We start from the raw sequence: 23309 nt of genomic DNA, 5'->3' as shown, positions 1-23309 counted from the left end.
CTGTCGGTGGGTGGATCTGATCTGGATCAAAGAGTAGTGAGGCGGCGCATTCATTTGTGCCTGATTGACGTCAATCAACGTCGGGCAGGGCGCTGGTGGCGCAATCTCAAGCATTTACTTGGCGCCCTCGATTTCTGCACCTGACAGGCCAAGCGGAGTCAAGCCGTTGCCCAGGCTGGACCAGGTCAGCGGTTCAGTAGTGCTGAAGGTTGGAATGATTGCCATCAGACACTAGCGCACAAAGCGCTTGGGCAAGATCCGGGTGAGGGTGTTATCGCGCATCCAGTAGTGGTGAAAAATCCCAGCGAAGGCGTGCACGCCAATCAGCCAGTACCCGGCGTTGCCAAGCCATTCATGCCATTCTTTGAATTGCTTCGCCAAATCCGGATCGAGTGCGATAGGCGAGGGCAGGGTAAAAGCAAAGTACGGTATCGGTTTACCGGCGGCACTGAGCATCAGCCAGGCGAGCAGGGGCGTGACGATCATCAGGACATAGAGCGCCAGGTGGGTGAGGTGGGCCAGCGCAGTCTGCCAGGCAGGGGGGCGAGGCGTGATGGGCGGGCGTTTTTGTAAACGGCCGAGTAAGCGAACCCACACCAAGGTAAAAATCGCCAGTCCAAACAGGGCATGGGTACCGAGCAGGGGGCCTTTCAATGGATGCTGGCGCGGCAGCCAGCCTCTGATCTCGATACAGGCATAGACCCCGACAACCAGCACGAGCATCAGCCAGTGCAAGGTGATCGAGAGTTTTGCGTAGCGGTTGTGAGCGAGTAAATCGCGAGTCATGACAGGCCTCTTGAACGGGTGTGGCTGCACAATCATTCGCGCGGCCCGGTTTTTCGGTAAGCGAACCGAATGACGCCAGCCTGCCCATCCAGTCTTAAGGCAATCTGAAGACTGCCCCTGGCGATCTTTTGGCCACCTTCAGACTCCGTTAAGAAATGCCTCGGATACTTCTCCCACACTTTCCCGGGAGGCGTCTTCCAATGCCCGATATTGACTGGAACATCGCTCTGCCCCTGCATTTCGGCCAGGCCGAAACCCCGCAGCTGAGTCTGGCCCGCGCTCTGCCGGACGAGCCCCTGCGCCCCGTTCTGGAAGCCTTTATCCAGCAGCGCTTCCGCAAGGCCCACGGCGCGGACATCCGGCATTTCATGCCGGAGCTATTCGGCATGAACAACCCGTCGGGTGAACTGTGTGCAGTGGCCGGCGTGCGCCTGGCGAGCCGTGAGCCGCTGTTTCTGGAACGCTACCTGGACGAGCCGGTCGACCCGCTGATCAGTGCCGCAGCCGACTGTGCAGTCGACCGCAGGGGCATCGTTGAAGTGGGTAACCTGGCCGCCAGCGACACCGGCAGTGCACGCATGAGCATCATCGCCATCACCTACCTGCTGGCCATGGGTGGCCTGGAATGGGTGGCGTTCACCGGCAACATCGGCCTGGTGAACAGCTTTCACCGCCTGGGCTTGAAGCCCGTGACCCTTTGCGCCGCCGATCCTGCACGGTTAGGCGAGGACCGCCACAGCTGGGGCAGCTACTACGAGAGCAAACCCTGGGTGCACGTTGGCAACATCCGCGCCGGCTTCATTCATTTGCGCAACATAGGGATGTTCAGCCGATTGGGGTTGCCAGCGTCCATTGAGGAATCCAGCCATGTCGCCTGAAATCGAGCGTTTCAAACAGACCCTGCGCTCCCATGCCGAACGCAAGACCAATGCCATTGCCATTTGGGGGGATCACCTGAAGCTGGACTACGCGACGCTGTACGCGGAAGTGATGTACCGCCAGCAGCGTCTACGGGATGAAAGCGTCCAGGTTGTGGCACTGGCCCTGGACAATGGTGTCGACGCCATGCTGTGGGACCTGGCCGTGCTGTTCGAAGGCTTGACCTGCCTGACGTTGCCGCCTTTCTTCACGCCGGCTCAACGTCGACATTGTCTCAAGCAAAGCCAGGCTGCCCTGGTGATTGCCGAGCCGGCTCTGGAAGCAGAACTGCAAACGGCCGGCTACGAAAGGAACGGTGAATTCTGGCGGCGCACGTTCAACGGCCCGCACCGAATGCCCGAGGGCACCGCCAAACTGACCTTCACCTCGGGCACCACCGGTACTCCCAAAGGTGTGTGCCTGAGTGCCGAAAGTATCCTGCGGGTCGTCCGCGAACTCGATCAGGCCAGCAAGCCCACTGATCCACAGCATCACCTCGCACTGTTGCCGCTGGCGATCCTGCTGGAAAACATTGGCTGCTATGCGGCGCTTTACGCCGGCGCGAAGCTGAGCCTGCCCAGCCAGAAAACCCTGGGTATCGAGGGGGCCAGCGGTGTCGATGTGCCGCGACTGCTCGGTTGCCTGGCCACCCGTGCGCCCGAGAGTGTGATTCTGGTGCCGCAGTTGCTGTTGTTACTGGTGAGCGCCGCGGAGCAAAAAGCCTTCAGCCCCTACTCGTTGCGCTTTGCCGCAGTGGGCGGCGCTCGGGTGAGTGAAGATTTGCTGCACCGTGCGCGACGTGCCGGCCTGCCGGTTTACGAAGGCTACGGGCTGTCGGAGTGCGCGTCAGTGGTGTGCCTGAATCGGCCAGAGGCACGCCGCGCGGGCAGCGTCGGCCGGCCTCTGCCCCACGTGGAGATCCTTCTGGCCGAGGACGGCGAAGTGCTGATCAAGGGCTCGACCCTGCTGGGTTACCTCGGCGAGGCTGAGCACGGCGATGAGTGGTGGCCCAGCGGTGATCTTGGTGAATTCGACGCCGAGGGCTTTCTGTATATCAAGGGGCGCAAGAAACACCAGTTCGTCACCAGTTATGGCCGCAACGTGAACCCCGAATGGGTCGAGGCCGAACTGACTCAACGCCGGGATATTGCCCAGGCCTTTGTCTACGGCGAGGCCATGCCGGGCAATCACGCGCTGCTTTGGCCTCATCGCCCCGATTGCACAGACGAAGCGTTGGCCGCCGCCGTGGCTCAGGCCAACGCGGCCTTACCCAATTACGCCCAGGTTCAGCACTGGACCCGTCTGGCTCAACCATTCACCCCCGCCAATGGCTTGCTGACTGCCAATGGCCGACCACGCCGGGACGCCATCGGCGAGCAGTACCGCGCGCAACTGACTAACGCTGTCTTTTCAGAGGAATCTGCGTCATGAGTTTTTTCGACAACCTGCAAGAAGCCACGCAACACGAACGCCACGCGCTGTTCAACCTGCCGGTCATTCGCGATGCCCTGGAGGGCAAGGTCAGCCTGGAAAGCTATCGGGCCTTTCTGACGCAAGCCTATTACCACGTGCGCCACACCGTGCCTTTGATGATGGCCTGTGGTGCACGCCTGCCGTCGCGTCTGGAATGGCTGCGCAAAGCAGTGTGCGAGTACATCGAAGACGAATACGGCCACGAACAGTGGATCCTCAACGATATCGAAACCTGCGGTGGCGACAAGGCCGCGGTGCGCGACGGTCGTCCCTCCTTGCCGATCGAATTGATGGTCAGCTACCTCTACGACCTGATTGCCCGGGGCAATCCGGTGGGCCTGTTTGGCATGGTCAATGTGCTGGAAGGCACCAGTATCGCCCTGGCCACCCACGCCGCCGAGAGCATCCGAGAACGCCTGGACTTGCCGCAAAGCGCGTTCAGTTACCTCAGCTCCCATGGCTCGCTGGATATCGAGCACATGCAGACGTATCGCCGCCTGATGAACACCCTCGATGATCCGGCTGACCAGGCGGCCGTGATTCATGCCTCCAAAGTGGTGTACGCGCTGTACACCGATATGTTCCGCGGCTTGCCGCGCGTCGGGGAGACTCCCCATGCGCCTGTCTGAAGCCCGGGTGGTGCTGACCGGCGCCAGTGGCGGCATCGGCCTGGCAATTGCCACCGCCCTGTGCGCCAGTGGCGCCAGGGTATTGGCCGTGGCTCGGCACCGGGAACCGCTGGTGCCTTTGCTGGAACGCTACCCTCAGCAGTTGTCCTGGGTCGGCGCCGACCTGACGTTCCTCACCGACCGCCGCAAGGTGCTGGCCGCCGCCGAAGGCCTCGGGGGGCTGAACCTGCTGATCAATGCCGCCGGGATCAATCATTTCGCCATGCTTGAGCAGCTCGATGACAGCGACATCAACGCCATGCTGGCGGTGAACGTCAGCGCGCCGATCTGCCTCACCAGGTTGCTGCTGCCGCTGCTCAAGCAGGCTGAAAGCGCCATGGTGGTCAACGTCGGCTCGACTTATGGCTCGATCGGTTACCCCGGCTACGCCAGCTATTGCGCCACCAAGTTTGCCCTGCGAGGGTTTTCCGAAGCCCTGCGTCGTGAGCTCGCTGACACCCGGGTCGGGGTGTTGTACGTCGCACCACGGGCCACCCGCACCAGCATGAACAGCGCGGCAGCGCAGGCGTTGAATGTTGCCCTCAAATCCAACGTAGATGATCCGCAAAAAGTTGCCTCGGCGGTGATGCACGCCATTGCCGGTGACCACCGTGACCTGTACCTGGGCTGGCCGGAACGCTTCTTCGTGGGCCTGAACAGCCTGTTGCCCAACCTGGTGGATCGCGGCCTGCGCAAGCAGCTGCCACTGATCCGTCGTCTGAGTCAGAAACCTGATAACGAGAATTTCAAGCCATGAAAAAAATCTTCGCCTGCCTGCTGATGGGCGCCTTGAGCGCAAACGCCTGGGCGCTTGACGCTGCCGATCAACAACGTCTCAGTGGCATCCAGCAAAGCTGGGCACACATTCAATATGAAATGCCCGCGGATCAACGTACCGCGGCTTTTGAACAGCTGGCAGGGCAGGCCTCGGCGTTTACGCACGAACGCCAGTCCGTGGCCGAAGCCTGGATCTGGTCCGGCATCGTCACCAGCAGTTGGGCCGGCGCCCAGGGCGGGCTCGGAGCTCTGAGCAAGGTCAAGGCGGCAAAAATCGATCTGGAGAAAGCCCTGGCCCTGGACCCCAAAGCCTTGCAAGGCTCGGCCTACACCAGCCTCGGCGCACTGTACGACCGCGTGCCGGGCTGGCCGATCGGCTTCGGTGACGCTGACAAGGCCGATCAGTTGCTCAAGCAGGCCTTGCAACTGAACCCTGACGGCATCGATAGTCTGTACTTCTGGGGCGATCACCTCTACCGTCAAAAACGCTACAGCGAAGCCCGGGGTGCGCTGCAAAAAGCCCTGCAGGCTGCCCCAAGGCCAGGACGGGAACTGGCCGACGCCGGACGGCGCAAAGAGATCGAAGCGCTGCTGGTGGACGTGAACAAGAAAATAGACTGACAGGAGTCCGAGTGCGCTTATTACTGATTGAGGATGACGTGGCGCTGGGTGAAGGCATTCATCAGGCCCTCGGCCGCGAAGGGTACACTGTGGACTGGTTGCAGGACGGTAGCAGTGCCTTGCATGCACTGCTCAGCGAATCCTTTGACCTGGCAGTGCTCGACCTCGGCCTGCCGCGCATGGACGGGCTGGAAGTGCTGCGCCGCCTGCGTGACAGCGGCTCCAACCTGCCGGTGTTGATTCTTACGGCGCGGGACGCCACCGAAGACCGTATCGCCGGGCTGGATGCCGGCGCCGACGATTACCTGATCAAGCCCTTTGATCTGGCCGAACTCAAGGCGCGTCTGCGGGCCTTGCTGCGGCGCAGCGCCGGGCGCGCGCAGATGCTTATCGAACACGCCGGCATCAGCCTCAATCCGGGCACGCAGCAAGTCAGCTACCAGGGTGAACCGGTGGCACTGACGCCCAAGGAATATCAGTTGCTCCACGAGCTACTGTCGCCACCCGGCCGGGTCATGACTCGCGATCACCTGATGCAGTTACTCTACGGCTGGAACGAAGAGGCCGAAAGCAACACCCTGGAAGTGCACATTCATCACCTGCGCAAAAAGTTCTCCACTGACCTGATCCGTACTATTCGCGGAGTCGGTTACCTGGTGGAGGAACGTCGATGACCTCCATCCGGCGTCGCACGCTGACGCTGATCATCGGTCTGATGCTCGCCGGCCTGGCAGTGATCACCGTGTTCAACTGGAACGACAGCAATCACGAAATCGCCGAAGTCTACGACGCCCAGCTCGCGCAGAACGCCCGGCTGCTGCAGGGCGTGATGCGCATGCCGCTGGCCAGCAAGGAACACGCCGAACTGTACCAGGCGTTCAATAAGGCCTTGGGCGAGGCGGTGCCCAAGGTCGATGGCCATCCCTATGAAAGCAAGATTGCCTTTCAGGTCTGGAATCGTCAGGGCCAGGTGCTGGTGCACACCGCCAGTGCGCCGTCTTTTGGCACACCGCCAGTCACTCCAGGCTTCAGTGATGTGGTGGACCTGAACAACCGCCACTGGCGCGCCTTCATGCTGGAGGACAAACAAACGGATCTACGGATCTGGGTGGGTGAACGGGACGATGTGCGTTCGGACCTGGTGGACCGGATCCTGCGCCATACCCTGTTGCCTAATGTGCTGGGCAGCCTGATTCTGGCAGCGATGGTGTGGATGGCCATTGGCTGGGGCCTCAAGCCCCTGGCTGACATGGCGGCCACGCTGCGGGCTCGGCACAGCGGCTCGCTGGAGCCGCTGCAACTGACCCCGCTGCCCAGCGAACTGGAACCGATGCAAGCGGCGCTCAATCGCATGCTCGCGCAGATCCAGGAAGTCATGGGGCGCGAGCGGCGTTTTATTGCTGATGCGGCCCATGAAATGCGTACGCCGTTAGCGGTGCTCAGGGTCCATGCACAGAACCTGATGGAGGCGGGGAGCGAAGAGGATCGCCGTGAGTCCCTGGAACATTTGATCGCCGGCGTCGACCGTACCAGCCGACTGGTCAACCAATTGCTGACCATGGCGCGCCTTGAACCGCAATCAGCGATACCGCCGTCACCGGCCATTGATCTGGCGGCCACCGTGCGCGCCAGCCTGGTTCAGTTGACGCCCTGGTTGTTGAACAAGGGGCTCGAACTGGCCTTCGATGTCAGCGACGATATCGGCCCCGTCAGGGTCGATTCCGCCGCCATCGACATCGCCTTGAACAATTTGGTGACTAACGCCGCCAACTTTTCCCCAAAACACGGGTTGATCACCGTCAGGCTGAATAAACAGGCCGACCACTACCAGTTGTCTGTGGAAGATGAGGGGCCGGGGATCAATGAGGCAGATCGCGACAGGCTGTTCGAACGCTTCTACAGCCGCGGCAATGATCAGGGCGCGGGTCTGGGGCTGAACATCGTCCAGGCGATTGCCGATCGCCTGGGAGGGCAGGTCCGGTTGGAAAACCGCACGCCCACGGGGCTGCGCGCTACGTTGGAGATTTTGCGTTTTTAACGCGGCCATCCATAACCGGCCGGGTGATTGTCAGCCACTAATCAGAAAACAACTCAAACATCAGCTGGCGCAGCCAACGATTGGCGGGATCCTTGTTATAGCGCGCATGCCAGAACAGGTTTATTTCGATGTTGGGCAGTTCCACTGGCGTCGGTAGAACCGCGAGCCCGAAGGGTTGTTCGCAACTGCTGGCAAATCGTTCAGGCACTGTGGCCATCAAGTCGGTGCGTTGAAGTATGTGGCCGACGGCGACGAAATGCGGAACCTCCAGGCGTATGTTGCGCTCGATGCCGGCCCGCGCCAGGAATGTATCTACTTCACCGTGACCGGTGTTCGCCGCGACGACCCGAACGTGGCCATAACTGCAGAAACGCTCAAGCGTCAGCGGCTCCCGGGTCGCGGGGTGGTCCTTGCGGCACACGCAGACATAGCGATGGTGAAACAGGCGCTGCTGAAAAAAACCGGCTTGCAGGTGCGGCAGCAAGCCAACGGCAAGGTCAATGGCGCCGTTCTGCAAGCCTTCGGCCAGGGTATTGGAGGTGTTGCGCAGGGTACTGATCGAGCAACCCGGCGCGCGCTCAGCCAGGGCGTCCATCAGCCGCGGCATGAAGTAGATTTCGCCAATGTCGGTCATCGCCATGGTAAATCGGCGATTGCAGTTGAGCGGGTCGAAGGTGTCCTGACGACTCAGTGCATCGCGCAAGGTCTGGATGGCCATGGCCACCGGCTCCGCCAACTGCCGGGCGTAGGGCGTGGGCTCCATTCCCTGATACGTGCGAACGAACAGCTCGTCGTTCAAAGCCACACGCAAGCGCTTCAACGCGTTGCTCACAGCGGGCTGGGTCAACTCAAGGCTATCGGCCGCCGTTGATACCCGGCGGTCGATGAGCAACTGGTTGAACACCAGCAGCAGATTGAGATCAAGTTCACGTAATTCCATAACGTCTCATGCAGATTGCGTGCTCATAAGGGCCGTAAATCTTTGCCCCACCCTTGGGGTCTGCACCGCTCTGAAAAGGCCGCTGCAAGGGCCAAAGCCTAACAAGTGCCAGAGGGGCGCGTCCATTGGATATCAGAGGGGCTATTGCTTTGTCCGAGGTTTATTCACGTTCGAAATAATGCCTATTCACCTGGCTGCATTTATCACGGGCGCGGGTTTGCCCATCATCGAACCCATGTCCAGTGCTCAATGCTCTGCTTACCACCATTGGACACCGCGCGATTTCCGGGGGGCGACAGATCCTCCGGCTCTATAACAATGACAAGAAGAGCGATGCCATGCGTACGATTGATGTCTCGGCCCTGATTGACGGGGCGCGTTTTAATGCCTTCCATGCCCGCGTGCTGTTCTGGTGCGCACTTATCATCATTTTCGACGGTTATGACCTGGTCATCTATGGGGTCGTGTTGCCCTCACTGATGGCCGAGTGGGGCTTGAGTTCGTTGCAGGCCGGGGCGCTGGGCAGTTGCGCGCTGGTGGGCATGATGCTGGGAGCATTGTTTTTCGGTTCATTGTCGGATCGCATAGGCCGGCGCAAAACCATCATGATGTGTGTTGCCATCTTCAGCGCAGTCACAGCCCTCAACGGCCTGGCCCGCAGCCCCGAGACCTTCGCCTTGTGCCGATTCATCGCGGGCCTGGGGATCGGTGGCGTCATGCCCAACGTGGTCGCGCTGATGAACGAGTACGCACCGAAGAAATCCCGCAGCACCCTGGTGGCGATCATGTTCAGTGGCTACTCGCTAGGGGGGATGCTATCAGCGAGCCTGGGCATGGTGCTGATCCCCCAATGGGGCTGGCAGGCGGTGTTCTATGTCGCGCTGATTCCGCTGTTGGCCTTGCCGTTTCTGATTCGGCAATTGCCTGAGTCGATGGATTTCCTGCTGCGCACCGGGCAGACCGTCGAGGCCCAAAGACTGCTGGCACAAGCTGCGCCGTCATATGCACCCACCACCGGTGACCGGTTGAACCAGATGGTCGCCAAAGGGACAACGGTGTCCATTGCGCAACTGTTCCAGGACGGGCGCAAGTTGAATACCTTCATGTTGTGGCTGGCGTTTTTCTGTTGCTTGCTGATGGTATATGCATTGAGCTCCTGGCTACCAAAACTCATGACTGCCGCCGGTTATGGCCTGAATTCCAGCTTGGCGTTTCTGTTGGCGCTCAACGGCGGCGCGATCATCGGTGCAGTGGCCGGAGGCTGGCTGGGAGACCGGATTGGCATCGCCAAGGTGTTGTTCGCTTTTTTCACTTGCGGGGCGATCGCCCTGAGCCTGCTGGCGCTGAAAGCACCTTTACCCGTCCTGTATTTACTCATCGCCATTGCAGGGGCGTGCACCATTGGCACGCAAATCCTGGCTAACGCCTGCACGGTGCAGTACTACCCTGCGCACATTCGGTCTACAGGGCTGGGTTGGGCGATGGGCATCGGTCGGACCGGCGCCATCATCGGTCCATTGCTGGGGGGTGCACTGCATGCGTCTTCATTGCCGTTACAGGCGAGCTTCCTCATCTTTGCGGTCCCCGGCCTGATTGGTGCCATGGCTATTCTGGTGTTCCTGATCCAGAACTCTGCGAGCCGTCGAACAACTTCATCCAAGCAAGCCGTATCGCACTAGCCAGGGTCGGCCCCAGGGACGGGCGCCCTTACCGCACCTGGCCAAGCGACGCGCCATGGGTGCGCAACGCCAGTCAGGAAGAAATGCTGTCCGCCTTCGATCATTCGGGTGACGCTGCAAACGCGGTGGCTGACGAAATTTTTTTACGTTTTTTTTACAGTCAGCGTTTTTGCCGGACACGATACTGGCGGCGATTTTTTAATCGCCCCATGCCTTTCTTTTCGATAGGCCTGGAACAGAGGCATTGCGCAAGGAAGGCGTGCAGTACTCCCCGATGATTGAGAGAAGCGCCCCTTGAGTGAGACAGTGACCGTTGCAAACGAACATTCCCCATCCAAAACGTCAGGAGTGGGCATGCTCGTCGCCGCTGTCGGCGTGGTTTATGGCGACATTGGCACCAGCCCCCTCTACACGCTTAAAGAAGTGTTTTCCGGCCACTATGGCGTTCAGGTAAACCACGACGGCGTGCTGGGGATCCTGTCGTTGATCTTTTGGTCACTGATCTGGGTCGTCTCGATCAAATACGTGCTGTTCATCCTGCGTGCCAACAACCAGGGCGAAGGCGGCATCATGGCATTGACGGCTTTGGCCCGCCGCGCGGCCAGCCCTTATCCCCACATGAGCAAGGTACTGGTGCTGCTCGGCCTGTTCGGGGCGGCACTTTTTTACGGGGACAGCATGATTACCCCGGCGATTTCGGTGCTGTCGGCGGTTGAAGGGCTACAGCTGGCGTTTGATGGCATAGAACATTGGGTGGTGCCCCTGTCAGTGGTCGTGCTGGTGGCGCTGTTCCTGATACAAAAGCACGGTACCGCCCGCATCGGGATCCTGTTTGGCCCGGTCATGGTGTTGTGGTTTGTGGTATTGGGCGCGCTCGGAGTCCACGGTATTTTGCAGCGCCCCGAAGTGTTGCAGGCGCTCAACCCTGTTTGGGCAGTGCAGTTCTTCGTGGTTCATCCGGGAATGGGTGTGGCGATTTTGGGCGCCGTCGTGTTGGCATTGACCGGTGCTGAGGCGCTGTATGCCGACATGGGCCACTTTGGTCGCAAACCGATTTCCCGCGCCTGGTTCATTCTGGTGTTGCCGGGGCTGGTGCTCAATTATTTTGGCCAGGGTGCCCTGATCCTGGAGAACCCGGAGGCGGTGCGCAATCCGTTCTATCTGCTCGCGCCGAGCTGGGCGCTGCTGCCGATGGTCGCGCTCTCCACCCTGGCAACCATCATCGCGTCGCAAGCCGTGATCTCCGGCGCTTTCTCCCTGACGCGCCAGGCTATCCAGCTAGGTTACGTCCCTCGCATGTTTATCCAGCACACCTCCAGCCAGGAGCAGGGGCAGATTTACATCGGCACGGTTAACTGGGCGTTGATGGTCGGTGTCGTATTACTGGTAATCGGTTTCGAGTCGTCCAGTGCCTTGGCCGCTGCGTATGGGGTCGCGGTGACGGGCACCATGTTGATCACCACCCTCTTGTCCTCGGCTGTCGTGCTGCTCCTTTGGAAAACGCCTCGGTGGCTGGCGATACCCATGCTGATCGGGTTTTTGCTGGTCGACAGCCTGTACTTCGCGGCCAACGCGCCCAAGATTTTCCAGGGCGGCGCGTTCCCGGTGATCGCCGGTATTGGTCTGTTTATCTTGATGACGACTTGGAAGCGCGGGCGAAAAATCATTGTCGAGCGGCTGGATGAGACCGCACTGCCGTTGCCGCTGTTCATCAGCAGTATCCGTTCACAGCCGCCACATCGTGTGCAGGGGACTGCGGTTTTCCTGACGGCCAGGGCCGATGCGGTTCCCCATGCACTCTTGCACAATCTGCTGCATAACCAGGTACTGCACGAGCAAGTGGTATTGCTCACCGTGGTGTCCGAGGACAGTCCTCGAGTGAGTGCAGATCGGCGGTTTGAAGTTGAAGCCTATGGCGACGGGTTCTTCCGGGTCAGCCTCCACTTCGGTTTCATGGAGGAGCCCGACGTGCCTACGGCCTTGAGTCTTTGTCATTTGAATGAGCTGGATTTCAGCCCGATGCGCACGACCTATTTCCTCAGTCGTGAGACGGTCGTCCCAACCAAGCGCATGGGTATGGCGCGCTGGCGAGAGGGCCTGTTCGCGTTTCTGCTGAAGAACGCCAATAGCAATCTGAAGTACTTCAAATTGCCCCTCAACAGGGTGATCGAACTGGGGACTCAGGTGGAGATGTGAGGACGAGCAAGGCCTTCTGGTGGAGTGAGCCGCGCAACCGTTTAGAGACAGGCGCAAGGTGACGTGCGTCCACAGGTATCCAGGTTTACACTTTTGGCGCGATCTGGTGAAAACTGGGTACCTGGCGAGATCAAAAAGGACTGCACATGAGCAAGTATCTGGCATTGTTGTTTGTTGGCGCCGCAGGTTTTGTCCAGGCGCAATCGCCGTGCTCTGAGGCATGGTACCAGGCGATCGACAAGAAACTGCTGACCGCCGATGCGCAAGGGCACGGGCCGGATATAGGCTCTGAGGAATGGAAATCCGTGATCGAATTCAAGCTGGGGGTGCGGGGCAGGGCAGACGTCCCTGATCGAAGCTCCGAGCAGTGGTGCACGTATATTGACCAGCAATCCAAGGCGGTGCGGTGGCCGGCAGCCGACTCGCGCTCCACTTGAAGGGACTGACATCACATGAAGGATGAAATCAGCCTGATCCCCCTTGTCATCCTTGACGTTCAGGACGCGATCGATCGCCCAAACTGGGATGGAAAAAACAATCCTGGGTACTTGGCAGTGATCCAGCGCCTGCTTGGCCTATGGCGATCGAACGGTTGGCCCGTTTTGCACGTGAAGCACGATGAACAGGCGCCTGCGTCCAGCTATTACGTGCATGGCCCGTGGAATGGCATCAAGAAAGAAGTTGCCCCGATCCAGGGAGAACCGGTCATCACCAAACAGGAAAACTGCGCGTTCATTGGTACCGAACTGGATGCCGTGCTGACGAGGATGCGAGTGAAGCGCTTAGTGCTGACGGGGGTGGTGGTTCATAACAGTATCGACGCCACCGTTCGTGCGGGGAAAGCCCTTGGCTACAGGATCATCCTCCCCTCAGACGCTACGACCGCCGTGCCTGTCGTCGGGGCGCATGGGAAGTGCTGGGACGCGACAACGGTTCAGGCACTGACTTTGGCAATACTGGGTGATGAATATGCCGATGTCATGTCTTCGGACGAATTGCTCGCACAGCTCAGCTTAACCCCCGTGGCCATAACCCGTGCTTGACGCATGGCTCGCGGTCCGCATCAGCAATAGCACCGAGCAAATGACCGGCAGATTCACCAACAGCAGCGCATATCGCAGTGACTCCTGTCCAAACAGCGGAAGCAACATATCGCTGATCAAGCCGGTTGCCAGTGGCCCGATACCGACGCCGAGCAACGTGCTGACGATGGTTTGTAAAGCCATGGCGCTACCGCGTCGACCGGGTGGCACCAGTTGGGTGACAAGGTTGTAGGACGGGGCGACCCACCAGACGGCAAAGAATGCGTAAAGCGCGCACCAGAGCATGGCGGTTGGAATCGGCACATCACCCAGGCGCACCAGCAGGGAGTCGGACCAGAGCAGATAGGGGACCAGCGCACAGATGGCCGCCAGGTGGCCGAAAATCGGAATCGAAACTTGCCAGTGTGGATTGCGCCGGCACAGCCGGTCACTCAACCAGCCACTGAACAAGCCACCGATCCCCGCCGAAACGCCGCAGATCACTCCTGCCAGCAATCCGGCGTGTTGCAGGGACAGGCCGTGTGAGCGTACCAGGAAGCTGGTGTTCCACATGCCAATGGCGTAGGAACTGAGCGTGGTCAACCCACCTGCGAGGATCAGGCACCGATACGCTGGCAGCGCCCACAGCTTGCGTGCTTCAGCGCCCATGCCCAGCAGGGCGGGGGGCGTGTGGGGCTGCGGTGTAACATCCCAACGACCACGTTGAGGGTCGCGTACGAGAAACGCCAGGATGGCGCTGAACGCCAACGCCGGCACCCCCAGGGCAATGAATGCACTGCGCCAGCCGTAGTGCTCCACCACCCAGGCACCAATGCTCAACCCGATGATCGAGGAGAAGGTCGGTGCTGCGGTAAAGCAACTGATGGCAAATGAACGCCGTTGTGGTGGGTACAGGTCTGCGATCAACGACAGCGAGGCTGAAGTTGTCGGCGACTCGCTGACTGCAACCAGCATGCGCGCAAAGGCCAGCGCAAGGAAACTGCCGGCCAGGCCACAAGCCATGGTCGCCACCGCCCAGAGCAAACAGGAGATTGCCAGCAGCCGTACACGTGGCATGCGGTCCACCAGGCGACCTGCTGGCAGTCCCATGAGTGCATAGACTGCCGCGAACGCCAATCCCGAGATCAACCCGATGGCGGTGTCGCTGACGGCAAACTCGGATTTGATCGGTTCGACCATGACCGCCAGTATTTGTCGGCCGACGAAATTGTCGGCAAATACCATCGCCAGCAACAAAAGCAAGCCGTGGCGGCCCCAGCCGACCCTGGCCGGTGACAACAAACCTGCGCGGGCAGTCAACGTGGTGCCCACAGATCCGGCAGGCCGGGGTCACTCACGACGATCAGGCGCTTGAGCAACACCTTCAAAGCTTGAGCGTCGGCCGCGCCGAGCTTGACGGCAAGGTCTTCTTCGACGGCCTTGGCCAAAGCCAGCTGATGCAGCGAAACTTCGCGACCCTGGGCTGTGAGGACAAACCGTAGCGACTCTGCCGAGCCCTCGAACGCCACCAGGCGCTGGCGTTCGAGAAAACGCATGCTGGCCAGCGTGACTTCGCGGCCGGTGTAGTTCACAAAGGTGTTGATTTCCTCAAGGGTCAGGTTGTCGCGGATGCACAAAATGGAAAGGACAAAAAACGTCTGTTCGTCCAGCTGCTGACTGTTCAATAGCTGGCGCAAGACGTTCAGCACTTGATAGTGCCCACGTCCTAACAGGTAACCGAGCAAGTCCTCGGTATAGCTGCACTCTGGCGGCGGCGGGGTGGTCGCCAGTCGCAGTTCGCTGCGTGGCTTACGCGTGGCCAGGGCGTACTGGCCGCTTTGGAACGCCAGCGGCGCGCGGTCGCTGTGATCGAAGGCGAGTACCTCACCGACAAAGATCACATGGTCACCGCCTTCGTACTGGAACGCCGTACGGCACTGGAAACGCGCGGTGCAATCTTGCAATAGCGGTGCCTCGCTGATGCCATTGTCGAGTTCGATCTCGGCGAACTTGTCCTCGCCCTGAGTGGCAAAACGTCCCGACAGTGTCTCCTGCTCCGTGGACAGCACGTGCACATTCCAATGCTTGCCGTTGCTGAAGACCGGCAGACTGCGTGCCTGCTTGGAGAGGCTCCAGAGTACCAACGGCGGGTTAAGCGACACCGAGTTGAAACTGTTGGCGGTGATGCCCACCGGAGAGCCGTCTTCGGTCTGGGTGGTGATGATCGTGACCCCGGTGGTGAACGTGCCGAGCGCGGCACGGAATGCCTGGGGATCAAAGCTGATGTTTTGCATTGCCATGACTGGCCTCATGGAGTGGAGTTTTCGTATGGCCAGTATTGGGCGTTTGCACGTCCCCAACATCGTCTCAACGGACTAACACTATTACGGGGGCTCGTCCGATTGGACGAGGCGGCGCAGATGTCCGCAAGGCTAGGGTGGCGCCAGGCGCATCGGGCGCTTGACGGCCAATGAGCCGACCTGCAAGGGGATAACAATGAGTTCAGCCACGTCTTGCGTCGAAGACCTTTCAAACCTGCTGGCGCGACAGAAGAGCGCCTTCGCCAGTGCCGGGAGTGTCAGCGTCGAAACCCGCCGCCAGCGCCTGCAGCAAGTCATCGACCTGCTGGTCCACAACCACGCCGCATTGACTCAGGCCATCGACCAGGATTTCGGCGGGCGGCCTGCCGGTTTTTCATTGATGAATGATGTGCTGGGCGCCCTGGCCTCGCTTAAACATGCCCGCGATCATCTTCAGGACTGGATGCCGGACGAACCCCGCCAGATGTTCAGTCCTTATGACCAGCTCGGCGCGACCGCCTGGGTCATGTACCAACCCAAGGGCACGGTAGGCATCCTTGGTACCTGGAATGCCCCGCTGTATACCTTGCTCAGCCCGTTGGCATCGGCTCTGGCGGCCGGCAATCGGGCGATCCTGAAGCCTTCGGAGGTGGTGCCACGCACCGCTCGACTGTTGGCGGATCTGTGCGCGGAACACCTCGACCCGTTGGTCGTTGCGGTGGTCAACGGCGGGCCGGAGCTGGGCGAGGCCTTCAGCAGCCAGCCCTTCGACCACCTGGTGTTCACCGGCAGCACGGCGATTGGCCGGCAGGTGATGGGCAATGCTGCGAAAAACCTGGTGCCGGTGACCCTGGAACTGGGTGGCAAGTCGCCAGTAATCGTCTCTGCCAGCGCCGACTTGAACAAGGCGGCTTTCAGCATCGCCGCAGGTAAGGCCAGTAATGGCGGACAGATCTGCATCAACCCCGACCTGGTATATGTACCCAAGGCCCGCCTCGAATCCTTCCTGGATGCCCTGCGCAGCGCATATCGCGATCTCAACCCGACCGTAGCGGGCAACCCGGATGTGGTAGCAGTGGTCAATCAGCGACATCTGCAGCGGGTCGAGGGCCTGGTCGAGGACGCGCAGGCACGCGGTGCGCGCGTCGAATGCCTGTCCGAACCCCTGGCCGTGGACACCCAGGACCGCCGTCGCCCGCTGCGGGTGGTGGTTGATCCGGCCCCGGAGAGCTTGATCATGCAAGAGGAAATCTTTGGTCCGGCCATGGTCGTGCTGGGGTATGACGACCTCGATCAGGTCATCGCGCAAATCAATGCAGGGCCACGTCCGCTGGCGCTTTACTACTTCGGCGAGGATGCGCAGGAGCAGCGCCATGTACTGGAACACACCCTGTCAGGCGGGGTCACCCTCAACGACGTGATGATGCACGCCGCCCTGCACGATGCGCCATTTGGCGGTGTCGGCGCGTCGGGCATGGGCCATTACCATGGTCGCGAAGGATTTCTTGAGTTCAGTCACATGCGCACGGTGTTCAAGGCTTCGGCCCTCGACCCGCGCCGCGAGTGGGGCCTGTTGCCGCCCCACGGTGAACACTACCTGGCGGCCATGCTGGCCGGTGTTACATCCGACTAATAATGATCAATCAGGACGTAATCACTATCATGGCTAATCACGAACACTCACCACTCAATCCTTCGACAGCCGCTGAAGCTGGCTGGCCCCGTCGCAGCGTACTCAAGGCCGGTGCCGTGGCTGTTGGCGTCGGGCTTCTGGGGCGCTATGCAAGCGCCCGCGCGGCGGGAATTTCGGCCAGCGACTACCAGGCCATGGACGCCTGGGCGATGAGCCAGGCGATCCGCAGCGGCGAACTGAGTGCCGAGGACCTGATGGCGGCGGCGCTGGCTCGCTACAACGAAGCCAACCCCAAGGTCAATGCAGTGAACATGCTGCATGAAGGTTACGCTCGCACCTTGCTGGCCCAGCGTCGCGCGGCGGGCACTGAAAATCGCGGCGCCCTGGCCGGAGTGCCGCTGCTGCTCAAGGACCTCAACACTTCCTTGCAGGGCACCATCACCAGCAACGGTTGCCGGATGTTCAAGGACTCGCCACCGGCCAGCCGCACCAGTGCCCTGATCTCCCGTTATGAGCAGGCCGGTGCGGTGCCATTCGGCAAGACCACGTGCCCTGAGTTCGGCTTGACCACCACCACCGAATCCCTGGCCTGGGGTCAGACCCGTAACCCCTGGAACCTGGCCATGAGCGCCGGCGGTTCCTCCGGAGGCGCGGCGTCAGCGGTGGCGGCGGGGATCGTGCCCGTGGCCCATGCGACCGATGGCGGTGGTTCGATCCGCATTCCTGCTTCGTACTGTGGCCTGGTCGGACTCAAGCCCAGCCGGTATCGAACCCCCAGCGGACCGCTGCATTTCGAGGGCTGGTTTGGCGCCAGTGTGGCCAACGTCGTCTCACGCACGGTGCGCGATACCGCACTGTTCCTTGATGTCGGCCAGGGCCATGAGGCCGGCAGTGCGTATTGGTGCCCGCCCTTGGTCCGACCCTACGTAGACGAGTTGCAACGCGAACCGGGCAAGTTGCGCGTGGCTGTCGTGCGCCAATCGTTGACCGGCGCGCCGCTTGAACCGGCGATTGCCGCGACCCTGGAACAGACCATCAAGCAGCTGCTGGCGCTGGGGCATGAGATCGACGAGTTGGAACTGGGGGTTGATCCCCGCCAATTGTTCGGCGCCCATGGCATGGTGATCGGGACGGCCGTGCGAACCTTGATCCACGACCGTGAGCAGGTGCTCGGACGCGCTGCCACGGCGCAGGACTTGGAGAAAATCACCCTGGTGAATCTGGAACGTTCCAAGGGTACCAGTGGCGAGGATCTGTACCGCGCCCGGCAATCGTTCGAGAGCATCGGCGCGACCATGGAACACCATTTCGAACGCTACGACGTGATCCTGTCGCCGGTCACCGGCAGCCTGACACCGAAGCTCGGGCTGCTGTCCCTGAACCAGCCCTGGGACAGTTACGCCCACAACGCTATGGGCAGCGCCGGCTTCACGGTACTCGCCAACGTAAGCGGCCAGCCGGCGATCTCTCTGCCGCTTGGCCAGAGTGACGACGGCCTGCCGGTGGGGATGATGTTCACTGCGCGCCTGGGTGGCGAAGACGTGCTGCTGCGCCTGTCCAGCCAGCTGGAACAAGCCCATCCGTGGGTCGCCAGGCGTGCCACCTTTTAGCGCCACACCCTTGCAGTTCCGCACCTTTGTGGGGGCCAGTCTGCTGGCGATGGGCGCTGAAGTTCAACATCCTGTTGACTGATCCACCGCTAACGCGAGCTGACTCGCATCCACAGGCAACCCTAGTCCAATTTGACGATGAGCCAATCCCCCCGCAGCCCTGATCATGGGCTGCACTCCGCCAGCGCACCCTGCGTGGTCGGCGGTTTCTTCCTGACCTCAGCTAATGGCATAACAACAATGACGGCTCAAGTTCAGTCTCAGACCCACTATGACGTGATCGTCGTCGGTTCGGGCGCAGGTGCGATGACTTCGGCGGTGTTTCTCGCCGACCAGGGTATGCGTGTGCTGGTATTGGAGAAAAGCGACCAGTACGGCGGCACGTCGGCGATCTCCGGCGGCGGTATCTGGATTCCGAACAACCACTATTTCGCACGCATGAACGGCAATGACAGCTACGCAACGGCCCTGACCTATCTGCAAGCGGCGGCGGGCGAGCATGTCGATGAAACGCGCTTGCGCGCATACCTGGACAACGCGCCGAAGATGATTGAACAGCTCACCCGTATAAGCCGGGTGCGCTACGCGGTGGCGGCGAAATACCCTGATTACTATCCACACCTGCCCGGGGCACTGGCCGGTGGACGAACACTGGACCCGGAGTTTTTCGATACCAGCCTGTTGGGCGAAGAACTCGCGAACCTGCGCAAACCGTCGCCTTCAACCCTGCTGATGGGGCGCATCGCCTGGACTGCGCGCGATGCACACAAAGCCATGGCCCGTAGTTTCGGCTGGCGCTTGCTGATCATGAAGCTGATGCTGCGCTACAAGCTGGACTTCAAATGGCGACGCAAAAGCAAGATGGATCGCCGTGCATCCCTGGGAAGTTCGCTGGTGGCCTCCCTGCGCCGCTCGCTGATGGACCGCAATGTTCCGCTTTGGCTCAACACCGATTTCTGTGGCCTGGTCACCGAAAACGGTCGGGTCAGCGGTGTCACGGTGATGCGTGACGGTGCCGAGCTGCAATTGCAGGCGCGCCTGGGGGTGATCCTTGGCTCGGGTGGCTTTGAACAGAATCAGGCGCTGCGCGACAAGTACTTGCCCAAGCCGACCCGCAAGGCCTGGAGCGCGACACCGCCTGGCAACAACACCGGGGCCGCCCTCGAAGCCGGCATGGCGCAAGGCGCCGCCACCGCGTTGATGGATTGGGCCTGGTGGGCACCGACCATTGCCGTGCCGGGAGAGGACAAGCCCCGGGGGATCTTCGCTGAGCGTGCGTTCCCCGGCGCTATCGTGGTCAACGGTCTGGGGCAGCGCTTTGTCAACGAAGCGGCACCGTATCTGGAGTTCGTCGACGCCATGCATCGGGACAACCAGAGTACCGACGGGAGATCGGTGCCGGCCTGGGTGATCTTCGACGCGCACTTCCGTTTCAACTACGCCATGGGGCCATTGATGCCTGGTCAGGTCATGCCCGATAGCCGACTGCGCAAAGAGTGGCTCAACAACCTGTACTGGAAAGCCGACACCCTGAGCGGCCTGGCCCGGCAGATCGGCGTCGACGGTGCTGGCCTGGAAGCCACCGTGGCGAAGGTCAACGGCTACGCAGAAAGCGGTGTGGACATCGACTTTGCCCGTGGCGGCAATGTCTTCGACCGCTATTACGGCGACTGCAACATCAAGCCCAACCCTTGCCTGGCGCCGCTGCGTAAAGGCCCTTACTACGCCATGCGCCTGGACGCCGGTGACATCGGCACCAAGGGCGGTCTGTTGACCAACGAACATGCCCAGGTGGTGCGCGATGACGGTTCGACCATCGCCGGCTTGTACGCCATTGGCAACTGCTCTGCCTCGGTGATGGGCACCAGCTACCCTGGAGCCGGTGGCACCCTGGGGCCGGCGATGACCTTTGGTTATGTCGCCGCCAACCACTTGGCCCGTCAGTTGCCGGAGGCGTGATGTCAATGTCCGATAACGTCCCCAGCACCGAGGTAATGCCACCCTTGCAGGTGGCCGATGGCAACAGCGTAACCTGGGACGAACAATGCGATGTACTGGTCGTTGGCTGGGGTGCTGCCGGTGCCTGCGCGGCGCTTGAAGCTCGGGCCGAGGGTGCCGACGTGCTGATCGCCGACCGCTTCACCGGCGGCGGTGCCAGCGCCAAAAGCGGCGGGGTGGTCTATGCCGGTGGCGGCACGCGCCATCAACAGGCGGCGGGGTTCAACGACAGCCCCCAAGCCATGTTCGACTACCTCAAGCACGAAACCCGTTCCGTAGTCAGCGATGACACACTGCGGCGCTTCTGCGCCGACAGCGTGAGCAACCTCCAGTGGCTGGAAAGCCACGGCGCGCCCTACGCCCACCAGATGCCACCGGGCGGGGGAAAGACTTCGTATCCCCCCGACGGCTACTTCCTCTATTACTCGGGTAACGAATTGGTGCCTGACCACGGCGGCCCCTTGCCGCCTGCACCACGAGGGCATCGCACCGTGGGCAAGGGGCAGGGCGGGGCGGTACTTTTTTCCCACCTGAAAGCAGCGTGCCTGAAGGCCGGAGCGAGAACGCTGTTGCAGGCGGCGGCGCGACGACTGGTGACCGATGCCCAGGGGCAGGTACTGGGTGCCGAGTTTTGGTGCATGCCCAAAGGCAGCAAGCACGCCCACTTGCATGCCCGACTGTCCGCCCGCGCCGAACGTCTGCAGAACTTCGTCCCTGGCTATTGCAACACACTGCGCAAGAAGGTCTGCCAACTGGAACGGGATTTCGCCAAGCCTCGCCGGGTGCGAGCGCTCCACGGGGTGATCCTGAGCACTGGTGGCTTCATCTTCAACCGCCAGTTGCTCGAACAGCACGCGCCGAAGTTCCGGCGCAATTTCAAGGTCGGCGCCACCGGCTGCGATGGCAGCGGCTTGCGCCTGGGTGCCAGTGTCGGTGGTCAGGGGGCTGGGCTTGAGCGGGTATCGGCGTGGCGCTTCATCAACCCGCCGTACAGTTGGCACAAAGGCATCGTGGTCAACCGCGAGGGGCTGCGCTTCTGCAACGAAGAAGTCTACGGCGCCACCCTCGGCCAGCCCTTGATGGAAGAGCAGGGGGGCAAGGCATGGCTGGTGCTGGATGCGCCGTTGCGCAAGAAAGCCATCCGCGAAGCACTGTTCGGCGGCTACTGGTGGTTCCAGAGTTTTCCGGCGCTGGCCCTGATGTTGTTCAAGGTGCGCAAGGGCAAGAGCCTGACTGAGCTGGCCAGTGCGACGTCCATGAACCCCACCGTGCTGCGCGACTCTGTGCTGGCCGCCAACGCCGCCGCCCGTGGCGAGGCGCCGGAGCCTTTCGGCAAGTCCGAGGGTGGGCGCCAGGTGCTTGAACAAGGGCCGTTCTATGCCTGCGATATCTCCGTCACCAATCCGGTATTTCCCTTGGGCGCCCTGACCCTGGGTGGATTGCGCGTGGATGAGCGCAGCGGCGCGGTGCTGGACGAGCAAGGCCAGGTGATCAGCGGCTTGTACGCCGCCGGACGCAGCGCCCTGGGCATACCGTCGCACCTGTACATCAGTGGCCTGTCCCTGGCGGACTGCGTGTTCTCTGGCCGGCGAGCCGGTGCCGCCGTCGCCCGTGCACACAGCCAGCAACCGCGAACCACCCACGCACAGGAGACCCCAGGGCTCACTCTGTAGGAGCTGCCGCAGGCTGCGATCTTTTGATTTTTTAATCTTCGAGCTGACAGAGAACCGGGCGCTGGATCGGATTGCTTGGGCCGAATGAAAGATCAAAAGATCGCAGCCTGCGGCAGCTCCTACGGGGGATCGCAAGCGCTGCAGAAATGAGCCCGGCAGACGAGCGTCTAGTACCCCTCGAACCGGGCCGGACGCTTGTCGATAAATGCCTGCATGCCTTCCTTCTGATCCCGTGACGCAAACAGCAGGGCATTGGCCTTGCGCTCCAGCGCCAGGCCGGCTTCCAGCGGGGCGTCCATGCCGGCGAGGATCACCTCCTTGATCTGCTCGGCGGCCAACGCCGGCATTGCCGCAATGACTCGAGCCAGCTCCAGGGCATGGGCCTGGACCTGGTCATCGTCCACCAGGTCGCTGACCAGCCCGGCCACCCAGGCTTCCTCGGCACTGATCGGTTGCCCGGTGAGTGCCATGCGCATCGCCTTGACCTTGCCTACCGCCCGCACCAGCCGTTGGGTGCCACCGATGCCCGGCATGATGCCGATACGGATTTCCGGTTGGCAGAAGCGCGCGCTGCGCCCGGCGACGATCAGGTCGGCGTGCATCGCCAGTTCGCAACCACCGCCGTAGGCGTAGCCGCAGACGGCCGCAATCACGGGTTTTGGACAGTGCTGGATCGGCCCCCAGACCCGCTCGGTGTGGCGCTTGTAGATATCGATAGGGCCGACCCCGGCCATGCTGGTGATGTCGCCACCGGCAGCGAACACCTTGTCACCGCCCGTAAGGACGATGCACCGCACCTCGGGATCAATTGCCAGCTGGCTGAAATAGCGCGACAGCAGCGCCTGCAATTCCAGGCTCAAGGCGTTGGTCGCCTGGGGGCGGTTGAGCCGCAGCAGGGCGACGCCGGGCAGCGGGCGTTCGAGCAGAACCGGTGCAGCAGATGAGTCGGACATGGGCATTCTCGAAGACCTGAGAGG

Annotated in this window: 20 protein-coding genes; 15 read left to right on the top strand and 5 right to left on the bottom strand. The window is 61.4% G+C overall.

The features are described 5' to 3' along the window. Window positions 1-231 precede the first annotated feature (231 nt). Complete coding sequence (locus HYI44_RS15370) at window positions 232-786, bottom strand: cytochrome b (RefSeq protein ID WP_225569782.1); 555 nt, start codon at window positions 784-786, stop codon at window positions 232-234. 200 nt (window positions 787-986) lie between these two features. Between HYI44_RS15370 and HYI44_RS15365 the strand changes: the two genes are divergently transcribed. The 7 genes from HYI44_RS15365 to HYI44_RS15335 are packed head-to-tail and all read left to right on the top strand — an operon-like array spanning window position 987 to window position 7281. Continuing rightward, complete coding sequence (locus HYI44_RS15365; RefSeq protein WP_122839794.1) at window positions 987-1664, top strand: thermostable hemolysin; 678 nt, start codon at window positions 987-989, stop codon at window positions 1662-1664. Further along, window positions 1654-3135: an AMP-binding protein gene (locus HYI44_RS15360; protein WP_225569781.1), complete on the top strand. Its 1482-nt coding sequence runs from the start codon at window positions 1654-1656 to the stop codon at window positions 3133-3135. Before HYI44_RS15365 ends, HYI44_RS15360 begins: the two co-directional genes overlap by 11 nt. After that, window positions 3132-3806, top strand: coding sequence for a TenA family transcriptional regulator (locus HYI44_RS15355; RefSeq protein WP_225569780.1), 675 nt, complete (start codon window positions 3132-3134; stop codon window positions 3804-3806). The genes HYI44_RS15360 and HYI44_RS15355 overlap by 4 nt, the downstream gene beginning before the upstream one ends. Continuing rightward, a complete protein-coding gene (locus tag HYI44_RS15350; protein WP_225569779.1) occupies window positions 3793-4602 on the top strand; it encodes an SDR family oxidoreductase in 810 nt (269 codons plus the stop codon). Before HYI44_RS15355 ends, HYI44_RS15350 begins: the two co-directional genes overlap by 14 nt. Further along, window positions 4599-5243 carry a tetratricopeptide repeat protein gene (locus tag HYI44_RS15345; protein ID WP_122839798.1) on the top strand — a complete coding sequence of 215 codons (645 nt, stop codon included), beginning with the start codon at window positions 4599-4601 and terminating at the stop codon, window positions 5241-5243. The genes HYI44_RS15350 and HYI44_RS15345 overlap by 4 nt, the downstream gene beginning before the upstream one ends. 11 nt (window positions 5244-5254) lie before the next feature. Then, window positions 5255-5917 carry a response regulator gene (locus HYI44_RS15340; RefSeq protein ID WP_225569778.1) on the top strand — a complete coding sequence of 221 codons (663 nt, stop codon included), beginning with the start codon at window positions 5255-5257 and terminating at the stop codon, window positions 5915-5917. Continuing rightward, complete coding sequence (locus HYI44_RS15335; RefSeq protein ID WP_225569777.1) at window positions 5914-7281, top strand: ATP-binding protein; 1368 nt, start codon at window positions 5914-5916, stop codon at window positions 7279-7281. Before HYI44_RS15340 ends, HYI44_RS15335 begins: the two co-directional genes overlap by 4 nt. Window positions 7282-7318: 37 nt before the next feature. Here HYI44_RS15335 and HYI44_RS15330 read toward each other — a convergent pair whose 3' ends face one another. Then, a complete protein-coding gene (locus HYI44_RS15330) occupies window positions 7319-8221 on the bottom strand; it encodes a LysR family transcriptional regulator (RefSeq protein WP_122839800.1) in 903 nt (300 codons plus the stop codon). A gap of 338 nt (window positions 8222-8559) precedes the next feature. Here HYI44_RS15330 and HYI44_RS15325 point away from each other — a divergent pair, with 338 nt between their 5' ends. The 4 genes from HYI44_RS15325 (at window position 8560) to HYI44_RS15310 (ending at window position 13139) form a co-directional block, all read left to right on the top strand. Beyond that, entirely contained in the window at window positions 8560-9900 is a 1341-nt protein-coding gene (locus HYI44_RS15325; protein WP_122839801.1) for an MFS transporter, read from the top strand. Window positions 9901-10194: 294 nt separating this feature from the next. Beyond that, on the top strand, window positions 10195-12096 hold the full coding sequence (locus HYI44_RS15320; RefSeq protein WP_122839802.1) for a potassium transporter Kup: 1902 nt from the start codon (window positions 10195-10197) through the stop codon (window positions 12094-12096). A 146-nt stretch (window positions 12097-12242) separates the two neighbouring features. Beyond that, window positions 12243-12533, top strand: a complete 291-nt coding sequence (locus HYI44_RS15315; protein WP_225569775.1) for a hypothetical protein — start codon at window positions 12243-12245, stop codon at window positions 12531-12533. Window positions 12534-12548: 15 nt separating this feature from the next. Further along, window positions 12549-13139, top strand: coding sequence for an isochorismatase family protein (locus HYI44_RS15310; protein ID WP_122839803.1), 591 nt, complete (start codon window positions 12549-12551; stop codon window positions 13137-13139). Here HYI44_RS15310 and HYI44_RS15305 read toward each other — a convergent pair. Next, the gene (locus HYI44_RS15305; RefSeq protein ID WP_225569889.1) at window positions 13110-14417 is read right to left on the bottom strand and encodes a spinster family MFS transporter; all 1308 of its coding nucleotides are present in this window, start codon (window positions 14415-14417) and stop codon (window positions 13110-13112) included. The two genes, HYI44_RS15310 and HYI44_RS15305, sit on opposite strands and share 30 nt — an antisense overlap. A gap of 17 nt (window positions 14418-14434) precedes the next feature. Then, the gene (locus HYI44_RS15300; protein WP_122839804.1) at window positions 14435-15418 is read right to left on the bottom strand and encodes a flavin reductase family protein; all 984 of its coding nucleotides are present in this window, start codon (window positions 15416-15418) and stop codon (window positions 14435-14437) included. A 196-nt stretch (window positions 15419-15614) separates the two neighbouring features. On the opposite strand from HYI44_RS15300, the gene HYI44_RS15295 reads away from it, so the two are divergent. The 4 genes from HYI44_RS15295 to HYI44_RS15280 all read left to right on the top strand — a co-directional run bounded on the left by HYI44_RS15295 (window position 15615) and on the right by HYI44_RS15280 (window position 22332). After that, window positions 15615-17051 (top strand): coniferyl aldehyde dehydrogenase, encoded by a 1437-nt coding sequence (locus tag HYI44_RS15295; RefSeq protein ID WP_225569774.1) that lies wholly within the window; start codon window positions 15615-15617, stop codon window positions 17049-17051. A gap of 29 nt (window positions 17052-17080) precedes the next feature. Continuing rightward, complete coding sequence (locus HYI44_RS15290; RefSeq protein ID WP_225569773.1) at window positions 17081-18661, top strand: amidase; 1581 nt, start codon at window positions 17081-17083, stop codon at window positions 18659-18661. Window positions 18662-18901: 240 nt separating this feature from the next. Continuing rightward, complete coding sequence (locus HYI44_RS15285; RefSeq protein ID WP_225569772.1) at window positions 18902-20620, top strand: FAD-binding protein; 1719 nt, start codon at window positions 18902-18904, stop codon at window positions 20618-20620. Continuing rightward, window positions 20620-22332, top strand: coding sequence for an FAD-binding protein (locus HYI44_RS15280; protein WP_225569771.1), 1713 nt, complete (start codon window positions 20620-20622; stop codon window positions 22330-22332). The genes HYI44_RS15285 and HYI44_RS15280 overlap by 1 nt, the downstream gene beginning before the upstream one ends. 167 nt (window positions 22333-22499) lie before the next feature. On the opposite strand, the gene HYI44_RS15275 is transcribed toward HYI44_RS15280, so the two are convergent. Then, entirely contained in the window at window positions 22500-23285 is a 786-nt protein-coding gene (locus tag HYI44_RS15275) for an enoyl-CoA hydratase (RefSeq protein ID WP_045058554.1), read from the bottom strand. Window positions 23286-23309: the final 24 nt, after the last annotated feature.

The sequence above is a fragment of the Pseudomonas sp. Y24-6 genome (assembly GCF_020295325.1).
GTDB lineage: Bacteria > Pseudomonadota > Gammaproteobacteria > Pseudomonadales > Pseudomonadaceae > Aquipseudomonas > Aquipseudomonas gregormendelii.
Note: the sequence above shows the minus strand (reverse complement) of the source record. Positions and strands in the feature narration are given on the sequence as shown.

Excerpts from the sequence above, each read along its gene's own strand:
- HYI44_RS15370 (WP_225569782.1), bottom strand. The coding sequence starts at position 786 with ATGACTCGCGATTTACTCGCTCACAACCGCTACGCAAAACTCTCGATC.
- HYI44_RS15365 (WP_122839794.1), top strand. The coding sequence starts at position 987 with ATGCCCGATATTGACTGGAACATCGCTCTGCCCCTGCATTTCGGCCAG.
- HYI44_RS15360 (WP_225569781.1), top strand. The coding sequence starts at position 1,654 with ATGTCGCCTGAAATCGAGCGTTTCAAACAGACCCTGCGCTCCCATGCC.
- HYI44_RS15355 (WP_225569780.1), top strand. The coding sequence starts at position 3,132 with ATGAGTTTTTTCGACAACCTGCAAGAAGCCACGCAACACGAACGCCAC.
- HYI44_RS15350 (WP_225569779.1), top strand. The coding sequence starts at position 3,793 with ATGCGCCTGTCTGAAGCCCGGGTGGTGCTGACCGGCGCCAGTGGCGGC.
- HYI44_RS15345 (WP_122839798.1), top strand. The coding sequence starts at position 4,599 with ATGAAAAAAATCTTCGCCTGCCTGCTGATGGGCGCCTTGAGCGCAAAC.
- HYI44_RS15335 (WP_225569777.1), top strand. The coding sequence starts at position 5,914 with ATGACCTCCATCCGGCGTCGCACGCTGACGCTGATCATCGGTCTGATG.
- HYI44_RS15330 (WP_122839800.1), bottom strand. The coding sequence starts at position 8,221 with ATGGAATTACGTGAACTTGATCTCAATCTGCTGCTGGTGTTCAACCAG.
- HYI44_RS15325 (WP_122839801.1), top strand. The coding sequence starts at position 8,560 with ATGCGTACGATTGATGTCTCGGCCCTGATTGACGGGGCGCGTTTTAAT.
- HYI44_RS15315 (WP_225569775.1), top strand. The coding sequence starts at position 12,243 with ATGAGCAAGTATCTGGCATTGTTGTTTGTTGGCGCCGCAGGTTTTGTC.
- HYI44_RS15310 (WP_122839803.1), top strand. The coding sequence starts at position 12,549 with ATGAAGGATGAAATCAGCCTGATCCCCCTTGTCATCCTTGACGTTCAG.
- HYI44_RS15300 (WP_122839804.1), bottom strand. The coding sequence starts at position 15,418 with ATGGCAATGCAAAACATCAGCTTTGATCCCCAGGCATTCCGTGCCGCG.
- HYI44_RS15295 (WP_225569774.1), top strand. The coding sequence starts at position 15,615 with ATGAGTTCAGCCACGTCTTGCGTCGAAGACCTTTCAAACCTGCTGGCG.
- HYI44_RS15290 (WP_225569773.1), top strand. The coding sequence starts at position 17,081 with ATGGCTAATCACGAACACTCACCACTCAATCCTTCGACAGCCGCTGAA.
- HYI44_RS15285 (WP_225569772.1), top strand. The coding sequence starts at position 18,902 with ATGACGGCTCAAGTTCAGTCTCAGACCCACTATGACGTGATCGTCGTC.
- HYI44_RS15280 (WP_225569771.1), top strand. The coding sequence starts at position 20,620 with ATGTCAATGTCCGATAACGTCCCCAGCACCGAGGTAATGCCACCCTTG.
- HYI44_RS15275 (WP_045058554.1), bottom strand. The coding sequence starts at position 23,285 with ATGTCCGACTCATCTGCTGCACCGGTTCTGCTCGAACGCCCGCTGCCC.